We start from the raw sequence: 9,704 nt of genomic DNA, 5'->3' as shown, positions 1-9,704 counted from the left end.
GTTGTCCCAGCTGGGCAGCTTGAACACCCAGAAGGAGCCGCCCTGGGCCACCGGGCGGGTCAGGTCGGCCATGTCGCCGCCCCACAGCGGCACGGCGCCGCCGTAGCCGACGGTCACGCCGATGTATTGCTCGCCGTCCTGTTCCCAGGTGATGGGCGGCGAGACGATGCCGCTGCCGGTCTGGAACTTCCACAGTTCCTTGCCGTTCTTGGCGTCGAAGGCCTTGAGGAAGCCGTCGCCGGTGCCGGTGAACACCAGGTTGCCGGCGGTGGCCAGCACGCCGGCCCACAGCGGCAGGTGCTCCTTGTGTTCCCACACCACCTTGCCGCTGGTGGGGTCCATGGCGCGCAGGCTGCCGACGTGGTCGTCGTACATGCGCTTGATGCGGAAGCCCATGCCCAGGTAGGCGCTGCCCTTGGTGTAGTTGACCTCTTCGGTCCAGTAGTCCTCCTTCCAGTGGTTGGCCGGCACGTAGAACAGGCCGGTGTCCTGGCTGTAGGCCATGGGGTTCCAGTTCTTGCCGCCGAGGAACGGCGGCGAGACTTCCACCGGCTTGCCGTGCTTCTGCCCCGGTTCCGGCAGCGGCGGGCGCTGGCCTTCGCGTTCCACCGGGCGGCCGGTCTTCAGGTCGATGTGGCTGGCCCAGGTGATGTTGTCGACGAAGGGGAAGGCGTTCTGCAGCTTGCCGTCGTTGCGGTCCACCACGTAGAAGAAGCCGTTGCGGTCGGCGTGGGCGGTGGCCTTGACGATCTTGCCGTCCTTGGCCTTGTAGTCGAACAGCACCAGTTCGTTGTTGCCGGAGAAGTCCCAGGCGTCGTTCGGGGTGTGCTGGTAGAACCACTTCACTTCGCCGGTGCTCGGGTCCACGCCCACTTGCCCTGAGGTGTAGAGGCTGTCGTAGTCGTGCGGGTTGCCGCCCTTGGCGGTGCGCGCCCAGGTGTTCCATGGGCCGGGGTTGCCGGCGCCGACGATGAGGGTGTTGGTTTCGGCGTCGAAGCTGGCGCTCTGCCAGGGCGCGCCGCCGCCGTGGTTCCAGGCTTCGACCTTGCCGGTGGCGGAGCTGGGGTCGTCCGGCCAGGAGGGCGCCTTGACGTTGCCGGTGACGGTGCTGTCCTTGCCGTTCAGGCGGCCCATGTGGCCTTCGACGAAGGGCCGCATCCAGACTTCCTCCCCGGTGTCCGGGTCGCGGGCGAACAGGCGGCCGACCACGCCGAACTCGTCGCCGGAGCTGCCGTGGATGAGCAGCACCTTGCCGGTCTTGCCGTCCTTCACGATGGTCGGGGCGCCGGTCATGGTGTAGCCGGCGCCGTGGTCGGCGAATTTCTTCTTCCACACCACCTTGCCGGTGTTCTTGTTCAGCGCCACCACCGAGGCGTCGAGGGTGCCGAAGAAGATCTTGTCGCCGTAGATGGCGGCGCCGCGGTTGACCACGTCGCAGCACGGGCGGATGTCGTCGGGCAGGCGGTGGTTGTAGGTCCACAGGCGCTTGCCGGTCTTGGCGTCGAGGGCGAACAGCCGCGAGTAGGAGGCGGTGACGTAGATCACCCCGTCGCTGACGATGGCCTGGGATTCCTGGCCGCGCTGCTTCTCGTCGCCGAAGGAGTAGGACCAGGCCGGGGTCAGCTTGAACACGTTGTCGGCGTTCACCTGCTTGAGCGGGCTCCAGCGCTGGGCGTTGGTGCCCATGCCGTACTGCAGCACGTCGCTGGCGGTGGTGTGGTCGTTGGCGATGTCGTCCCAGGTCACGTCCTTGGCCTGCGCGGCGCCGCCGGCGCCCAGGGCGACGGCGAGGGCCAGGCCGTGCAGCGCCAGGCGCAGGGGGCGGGCAGGGGTGGCGGAAGCGGCGGGTGAGGTTGTTGTTGTCATCTTCGGGTTCCCGTTCATGGAGGGGCGGGCCGCTGCTCGGGCCGCGGCGGTTCCATGGTGGGAGCCGGGGGCGCCGGCGGATACGGAAAAGCTCCCGCGTCGGCCGGGACAAGTTCCCGCACCGGGCATGAATTGGGCTTGCTGCCGAAGGCCACGGCGTGGCCTCCCGGCGCCCTAGTACGAAGGGAGTAGGTGGGGGCATCCAAAGCAGCATTCGAGGCGGGGGCGCGGCTTCCTAACATGGGCAGCGAGGCGCCGCAGTGCGCCCGTGCCTTGCCCCGTCCCCACTGAGGAATGAAGTGATGAACAAGAAAAGCTCCCTGCGCGGCCTGTTGTTGCTGGCCGGCTTCAGCGTGTCGGCCCTGGCCCTGGCCCACGGCGACGTGACCCCGCAGGCGGTGGATACCAAGGGCCTCGACGCCCTGGGCAAGGAATGGCGCGACACCAACCCGTACCGCGCGCCCTACGCGAACAACAAGCTGGCGGTGGAGATCGGTTCCTCCGCGTACAACCAGAACTGCGCGCGCTGCCATGGCCTGGAGGCCAAGTCCGGCGGCATCGCCCCCGACCTGCGCAAGCTCGACCTGGGCGCCGAGGGTGACGAGTGGTTCAAGGAGCGGGTGATCAACGGCGCGGTGCGCGATGGCGCCGTGTACATGCCGAAGATGGCCGACTACATCAGCCAGGAAGGGCTGTGGGCGATTCGCAGCTACCTGGAAAGCGTCCACGTGGACGAGTGACGCCGCCATGCGCCTGCTCAGCCTGTTGTGCGGCCTGCTCCTGATGCTGGGGCAGGCCCAGGCCAAGGTCCGGCCGTATGAAGACATGGTCGCTTCCGGCGTGCTGCGGGTGGCGGTCTACCAGAACTTCCCGCCCTACAGCTTCATGCGGGACGGCCAGCCTCACGGCATTGACATCGACCTGGCCACGCGCCTGGCCCAGGGCCTGGGGCTGCGCACGGAGTTCCTCTGGGTGATCCCCGGCGAGCGCCTGGACGACGACCTGCGCAACTTCATCTGGAAGGGCCATTACCTGCGCCCGGGGGTGGTCGCCGACGTGATGCTGCGGGTGCCCTACGACCGCGACTACGCGAACAAGCGCAACGACGTCGGCGAGCTGGCCAACGACCAGGTGGTGATGTTCGGCCCCTACCAGCGCGAGCGCTGGCAGGTGGTCAACGACGCCCGCCGGCTGCCGCAGGTGGACACCATCGCGGCGTTCCGCGAGCACCGCATCGGCGTCGAGCTGGACAGCGTGCCGTCGTTCTACCTGACCTCGGTGCTCGGCGGCCAGCTCAGCGCCATGACCGTGCATTTCCCCAGCACCCAGGAAGCCTTCGACGCCCTGCGCGCCGGCAAGGTGGACGCGGTGATGGCGCTGCGCGGCGAGCTGGACTGGCTGCGCGCCCAGGCCCACGACGAGCAGTTGAAGAACGCCGAGAACACCTACCCCAACCTCGGCCAGCCGGACTGGGACATCGGCATGGCGGTGCACGAGAGCAATCGCCAACTCTCCAACGCCCTCGACGGCGAGCTGGAGGAGCTGGTGCGCAGCGGCGAGCTGGCCAAGCTCTACGCCGGCTACGGCGTGCGCTACGAGTTGCCGGGGCTGTACCAGGACGTGCAATAGCACAAGGAGGAGGGGATGCGCAGACGTAGCCTGCTGTTGGGCCTGTGTGGCCTGCCGTTGCTGGCCAGGGCGGTGGAGGGCGACCCGGTGCCCTCGGTGATGTGGGACTACCACCACAAGCGCCTGCTGGGCGGCGAGCCCTTCGTCTTCGACGCGCGGGTGAAGCTGGGCGTGCCGCCGTTCGCCGAGGACTCGCGGCAGGTGCCGGTGGAGGTGGACGCGCGGCAGCTGCCGGGGCGCTACGACCGGCTGGTGCTGTGGGCCGAGCTGAACCCCATCCCGCATGTGCTCACGCTCTATCCCGGCGAAGGCCTGGAGGCGCTGCTGGCGGTGCGCATCCGCATCGAGCAGGCCACCGCCATCCGCGCCGCGCTGCGCGGCGAGGACGGCGTGTGGCACGTGGGCTCGGCCTGGGTCGACGCCGCCGGCGGCGGCTGCACCGCGCCCAGCGTGGTGCGCGCCCAGGCCGGCTGGGAGCAGCGCCTGGGCCAGGTGCGCGGCGGCGCCTTCTCGCGCGGGCCGAACACCCGCCTGCGCCTGCAGGTGGAGCACCCGATGGACAACGGCCTGGTCGGCGGCATCCCCGAGTTCTACCTCGACCACGCCGAGCTGCGCACGCCCGAAGGCGAGGTGCTGGCGCGCCTGGACCTGTTCCCGGCGGTGAGCGAGAACCCCAGCTTCAGCTTCGAACTGCGCGGCCATCCGCACGCGAAGCTGTTCCTCCATGACAACAACGGCAACGAATTCGAGGCCGCCCTCTGAGCGCCGGCCGGCCCGCCCGCGAGGTGCCCATGCGTTACCTGCTGACCTTCCTGCTGCTGCTCTGCACCCAGGTCTTCGCCGACCTGGAATACCACCTGCAACCCCGGCAGATCGCCGCTGGCACCTGGCTGGTGGAAGGCAGCACCGACAACTTCGCCAAGGACAACGGCGGCAACATCGTCAACGTGGCTTTCATCGACACCGGCGACGGCGTCCTGGTGATCGACACCGGCCCCTCGCGGCGCTACGGCGAGGCGCTGCGCGCGGTGATCCAGCAGACCACCGGCAAGCCGGTGAAGCAGGTGCTGCTGACCCACCATCACCCCGACCACGTGCTGGGCAACCAGGCCTTCACCGACGTGCCGATCGGCGCGCTGGCCGGCACCGGCAAGCTACTGAAAGAGCAGGGCAACGCCATGGCGGAGAACATGTACCGCCTGGTCGGCGACTGGATGCGCGGCACCGAGGTGGTGCTGCCGACGCAGATGGTGGAACCGGGCGAGCTGCAGGTCGGCACGCACCGCTTCCGCCTGCTCGGCCTGCGCGGCCACACCGGGGCGGACCTGGCGATACTCGACGAAACCACCGGCGTGCTGTTCGCCGGCGACCTGGTGTTCTACGAGCGCGCCCTGACCACCCCGAACAGCCCCGGCCTGGACGTGTGGCTGGCGGACCTGGACACCCTGCAGGCGCTGCCCTGGAAGCTGATCGTGCCCGGCCACGGCCCCATCGCCACTGACGCCAGGCCCTTCGCCCAGATGCGCGATTACCTGGGCTGGCTCGACGGCGTGATGCGCGAAGGCACCCGCGAAGGCGCGGACATGAACGACCTGCTGCGCACCCCCATCCCCGCACGCTTCGCCGGCATCAGCCTGACCCGCTACGAGCTGATCCGCAGCGTCACCCACCTGTACCCGCGCTACGAACAGCGGGCGCTGCCGCGTATCGACCACCCGGACGAATGACCCACCACGGGGTATGCGTTCGTGCGTAGGGCGAATAACCGTTCGCGGTTATCCGCCGCTGGTCCGTGCGTCGTGGTTTGCATGGGCGCCGGCATTCATGTCCCTTGCGGCGGATAACGCTTCGCGTTATTCGCCCTACGTCATTGGTGATCCCCCTGTAGGAGCGCATTCCTGTCCTTCGCGTTATCCGCCCCGCGCACCGGGTTTGCTCGCGTAGGGCGAATAACCGTTCGCGGTTATCCGCCGTTGGCCCGTGCGTCGCGGTTTGTATGGGCACCGGCATTCATGTCCCTTGCGGCGGATAACGCTTCGCGTTATTCGCCCTACGTCATTGGTGATCCGGGCGCGCCATGCGCGCGATTCACGGGTATTGCTACCAAGGGAGTAGGGAATTCGGTAAAGCGGTCAATTGTTGGCCCCGCGCGGCGGGCCAAGAATCTGCGGCAGACCGGGAAAACTTCCCGGGTACAACAACAATTCCGCAGAGGTCGCCGCCATGAGACATGCAGGTCCCACCCCTTCCTTCGCGCGCAGCGCGCTCTTCGCCGCGCTGGCCCTGGCCAGCCTGGGCGCCAGCGCCGGGGTCACCGATCAGGACATCACCGACAGCGCCAAACGCACCGACCAGATCGTGGTCAACGGCATCAACCAGCAGGGCCAGCGCTTCAGCCCGCTGAAGATCCTCAACAGCAGCAACGTGAAGGAACTGCGCCCGGTGTGGGCGCTGTCGTTCGGCGGCGAGAAGCAGCGCGGCCAGCAGGCCCAGCCGCTGATCAAGGACGGCGTGATGTACGTGACCGCCTCCTACTCGCGGGTGTTCGCCGTGGACGCGCGCACCGGCCGCAAGCTGTGGCAGTACGACGCGCGCCTGCCCGACGGCATCATGCCCTGTTGCGACGTGATCAACCGTGGCGTGGCCCTGTACGGCGACCTGGTGATCTTCGGCACCCTCGACGCCAAGCTGGTGGCGCTGAACAAGGACACCGGCAAGGTGGTGTGGAAGAAGACCGTGGCCGACTACAAGGCCGGCTACTCGATTTCCGCCGCGCCGCTGATCGCCAAGGGCAAGCTGATCACCGGGGTGGCCGGCGGCGAGTTCGGCGTGGTCGGCAAGATCGAGGCCTACGACCCCAGCAACGGCGACCTGCTGTGGAGCCGGCCGACCGTCGAAGGCCACATGGGCTACGTGTACAAGGACGGCAAGGCCATCGAGAACGGCATCTCCGGCGGCGAAGCCGGCAAGACCTGGCCGGGCGACCTGTGGAAGACCGGCGGCGCCGCGCCCTGGCTGGGCGGCTACTACGATCCGAGCACCGACTCGCTGTTCATCGGCACCGGCAACCCGTCGCCGTGGAACTCGCACCTGCGCCCCGGCGACAACCTGTTCTCCTCCTCGCGCCTGGCGCTGAACCCGGAGGACGGCTCGATCAAGTGGCACTTCCAGACCACCCCGCACGACGGCTGGGACTTCGACGGCGTGAACGAGCTGGTGTCGTTCGACTACAAGGACGCCGGCAAGACCGTGAAGGCCGCCGCCACCGCCGACCGCAACGGCTTCTTCTACGTGCTGGACCGCACCAACGGCAAGTTCATCCGCGGCTTCCCCTTCGTCGACAAGGTCACCTGGGCCAAGGGCCTGGACAAGGACGGCCGGCCGATCTACGACGACGCCCACCGCCCCGGCGCGCCCGCCGAAGGCGCCAAGGGCACCTCGGTGTTCGTCGCGCCGTCGTTCCTCGGCGGCAAGAACTGGATGCCCATGGCCTACAGCCAGGACACCGGCCTGTTCTACGTACCCTCCAACGAGTGGGGCATGGACATGTGGAACGAGGGCGTCACCTACAAGAAGGGCGCGGCCTACCTGGGCGCCGGCTTCACCATCAAGCCGCTGAACGAGAAATACATCGGCGTGCTGCGCGCCATCGACCCGAAGACCGGCAAGCAGGTCTGGCGCTACGAGAACTACGCGCCGCTGTGGGGCGGCGTGCTGGCCACCCACGGCAACCTGGTGTTCACCGGCAACCCCGAGGGCTACCTGATGGCCTTCGACGCCAAGACCGGCAAGAAGCTCTACGAGTTCAACACCGGCTCGGGCGTGATCGCCTCGCCGATCACCTGGGAAATGGACGGCGAGCAGTACGTCACCGTGCTCTCCGGCTGGGGCGGCGCGGTGCCGCTGTGGGGCGGCGAGGTGGCCAAGCGCATCAAGGACCTGGACCAGGGCGGCATGATCTGGACCTTCAAGCTGCCGAAGGACCTGGTGAGCAAGCGCTGAGTCGACTGGCGCGGGGCAGGGGGCCGGCTTATGCCGGCCTTTTGCTTTTGCCGCTCCAGGCCCGTAGGGCGAATAACCGTTCGCGGTTATCCGCCGTTGGCCTGTGCGTCGTGGTTTGCATGGGCACCGCATTCATGTCCTTTGCGGCGGATAACGCTTCGCGTTATCCCCCTACGATCTGGCGCGCGAGCGCCAGCCCCACCCGCTCTACTACCAAATGAGTAAGCCCCCACGCCCATGGGCGCATTCCGGCCGGCGCGGCGCGCTGCCTAAGATCGCTGCAAGGCCCGGGCTTGGTGCGCCGGGACGCCACAGGAGAGCTTCGCCATGATCTACGCCCCACCCGGAACCCCCGGCGCCGTCGTCACCCTCAAGCCGCGCTACGGCAACTACATCGGCGGTGAGTTCGTGCCGCCGGTGCTCGGCCAGTACTTCACCAACACCTCGCCGGTGAACGGCCAGGTGATCGCCGAATTCCCCCGTTCCACCGCCGAGGACGTGGAGCGCGCGCTGGACGCCGCCCACGCCGTGGCCGAGCGCTGGGGCCGCACCTCGGTGCAGGAGCGCTCGCTGGTGCTGCTGAAGATCGCCGACCGCATCGAGCAGAACCTCGAACGCCTGGCCGTGGCCGAGACCTGGGACAACGGCAAGGCCGTGCGCGAGACGCTCAACGCCGACGTGCCCCTGGCCGCCGACCACTTCCGCTACTTCGCCGGCTGCATCCGCGCCCAGGAAGGCGGCGCCGCCGAGATCAACGACAGCACCGTGGCCTATCACATCCACGAGCCGCTGGGCGTGGTCGGGCAGATCATCCCGTGGAACTTCCCGCTGCTGATGGCCGCCTGGAAACTCGCGCCGGCCCTGGCCGCCGGCAACTGCGTGGTGCTCAAGCCGGCCGAGCAGACCCCGCTGTCGATCATGCTGCTGGCCGAGATCATCAACGACCTGCTGCCGCCGGGCGTGCTGAACATCGTCCAGGGCTTCGGCAAGGAAGCCGGGCAGGCGCTGGCCACCAGCAAGCGCATCGCCAAGATCGCCTTCACCGGCTCCACCCCGGTGGGCTCGCACATCCTCCATTGCGCGGCGGAGAACATCATCCCGTCCACCGTGGAGCTGGGCGGCAAGAGCCCGAACGTGTTCTTCGACGACATCATGCGCGCCGAGCCGAGCTTCATCGAGAAGGCCGCCGAAGGCCTGGTGCTGGCCTTCTTCAACCAGGGCGAGGTGTGCACCTGCCCGTCGCGCGCGCTGGTGCAGGAGTCGATCTTCGAGCCGTTCATGGTCGAGGTGCAGAAGAAGATCGCCCAGATCAAGCGCGGCAACCCGCTGGACACCGAGACCATGGTCGGCGCCCAGGCCTCGCAGCAGCAGTACGAGAAAATCCTCTCGTACCTCGACATCGCCCAGGGCGAGGGCGCCCAGCTGCTCGCCGGCGGGCAGAGCGAGCGCCTGTCCGGCGACCTCGCCAGCGGCTACTACATCCAGCCCACGCTGCTGAAGGGCCACAACGGCATGCGCGTGTTCCAGGAGGAAATCTTCGGCCCGGTGGTGGGCGTCACCACCTTCAAGGACGAGGCCGAGGCCCTGGCGATTGCCAACGACACCGAGTTCGGCCTCGGCGCCGGCGTGTGGACCCGCGACATCAACCGCGCCTGGCGCATGGGCCGGGGCATCAAGGCCGGCCGCGTGTGGACCAACTGCTACCACCTGTACCCGGCGCACGCCGCCTTCGGTGGCTACAAGAAATCCGGCGTGGGCCGCGAGACCCACAAGATGATGCTCGACCACTACCAGCAGACCAAGAACCTGCTGGTGAGCTACGACGTCAACCCGCTGGGCTTCTTCTGAGGCAAGGGGCCGAACCGCGCCTGCGTCCCCATCCGCAGGCGCGGCTCCGCCCGGCACGGCCCGGCGCTCCACCGGGCCAGGCTTTCTTCGATGCGCCTGCGGGCGACCTGCGCACCATTCCCGCTTCCGGGTGCGTGGGACTGTCGAGCGCGGCTTAGGCCGCGTTTTTTGTTTTTGTGGGGGCTCTTTTGGGGGAAGGGTGTCTCGCGGTTGCTGTGCTGCACACGTCGAGGCCGCTCCCTCTCCCTAACCCTCGGCTACGCGCCCCGCCCTGAAGGGAGAGGGGACCGTTCGGAGTGCGTTGATGTTTACGTGTTAGTCGGCTTGTACCGAGTCGCCGGCTGAAACCATTCCTTCTC

Annotated in this window: 7 protein-coding genes; 6 read left to right on the top strand and 1 reads right to left on the bottom strand. The window is 68.1% G+C overall.

Annotated elements, in window-relative coordinates; translation table 11 throughout:
* A partial coding sequence (gene exaA, locus P3W75_RS17470; protein WP_276228574.1) for a quinoprotein ethanol dehydrogenase occupies nt 1–1,866 on the bottom strand: 1,866 nt, incomplete at its 3' end.
* Between the two features lie 302 nt (nt 1,867–2,168).
* Between exaA and pedF the strand changes: the two genes are divergently transcribed.
* From pedF to exaC, 6 genes are all read left to right on the top strand, one after another.
* Nucleotides 2,169–2,606: a cytochrome c-550 PedF gene (gene pedF / locus P3W75_RS17465; RefSeq protein WP_276228573.1), complete on the top strand. Its 438-nt coding sequence runs from the start codon at nt 2,169–2,171 to the stop codon at nt 2,604–2,606.
* A 7-nt stretch (nt 2,607–2,613) separates the two neighbouring features.
* Nucleotides 2,614–3,495, top strand: a complete 882-nt coding sequence (locus tag P3W75_RS17460; protein ID WP_276228572.1) for a substrate-binding periplasmic protein — start codon at nt 2,614–2,616, stop codon at nt 3,493–3,495.
* 15 nt (nt 3,496–3,510) lie between these two features.
* A complete protein-coding gene (locus P3W75_RS17455; protein ID WP_276228571.1) occupies nt 3,511–4,257 on the top strand; it encodes a quinoprotein dehydrogenase-associated SoxYZ-like carrier in 747 nt (248 codons plus the stop codon).
* A gap of 29 nt (nt 4,258–4,286) precedes the next feature.
* Entirely contained in the window at nt 4,287–5,222 is a 936-nt protein-coding gene (locus P3W75_RS17450) for a quinoprotein relay system zinc metallohydrolase 1 (RefSeq protein WP_276228570.1), read from the top strand.
* A gap of 496 nt (nt 5,223–5,718) precedes the next feature.
* Entirely contained in the window at nt 5,719–7,497 is a 1,779-nt protein-coding gene (locus P3W75_RS17445) for a methanol/ethanol family PQQ-dependent dehydrogenase (protein WP_276228569.1), read from the top strand.
* A 327-nt stretch (nt 7,498–7,824) separates the two neighbouring features.
* Entirely contained in the window at nt 7,825–9,345 is a 1,521-nt protein-coding gene (exaC, locus tag P3W75_RS17440) for an acetaldehyde dehydrogenase ExaC (RefSeq protein ID WP_276228568.1), read from the top strand.
* Nucleotides 9,346–9,704: the final 359 nt, after the last annotated feature.

Origin of the sequence: Pseudomonas citronellolis (assembly GCF_029335315.1) — a bacterium.
In the GTDB taxonomy this organism is placed as follows: Bacteria; Pseudomonadota; Gammaproteobacteria; order Pseudomonadales; family Pseudomonadaceae; genus Pseudomonas; species Pseudomonas citronellolis_A.
This window is presented reverse-complemented; position numbering and strand designations above follow the sequence as displayed.

What these genes read in the sequence shown, in the direction of transcription:
- pedF (WP_276228573.1), top strand. Translation starts at nt 2,169, where the DNA reads ATGAACAAGAAAAGCTCCCTGCGCGGCCTGTTGTTGCTGGCCGGCTTC.
- P3W75_RS17460 (WP_276228572.1), top strand. Translation starts at nt 2,614, where the DNA reads ATGCGCCTGCTCAGCCTGTTGTGCGGCCTGCTCCTGATGCTGGGGCAG.
- P3W75_RS17455 (WP_276228571.1), top strand. Translation starts at nt 3,511, where the DNA reads ATGCGCAGACGTAGCCTGCTGTTGGGCCTGTGTGGCCTGCCGTTGCTG.
- P3W75_RS17450 (WP_276228570.1), top strand. Translation starts at nt 4,287, where the DNA reads ATGCGTTACCTGCTGACCTTCCTGCTGCTGCTCTGCACCCAGGTCTTC.
- P3W75_RS17445 (WP_276228569.1), top strand. Translation starts at nt 5,719, where the DNA reads ATGAGACATGCAGGTCCCACCCCTTCCTTCGCGCGCAGCGCGCTCTTC.
- exaC (WP_276228568.1), top strand. Translation starts at nt 7,825, where the DNA reads ATGATCTACGCCCCACCCGGAACCCCCGGCGCCGTCGTCACCCTCAAG.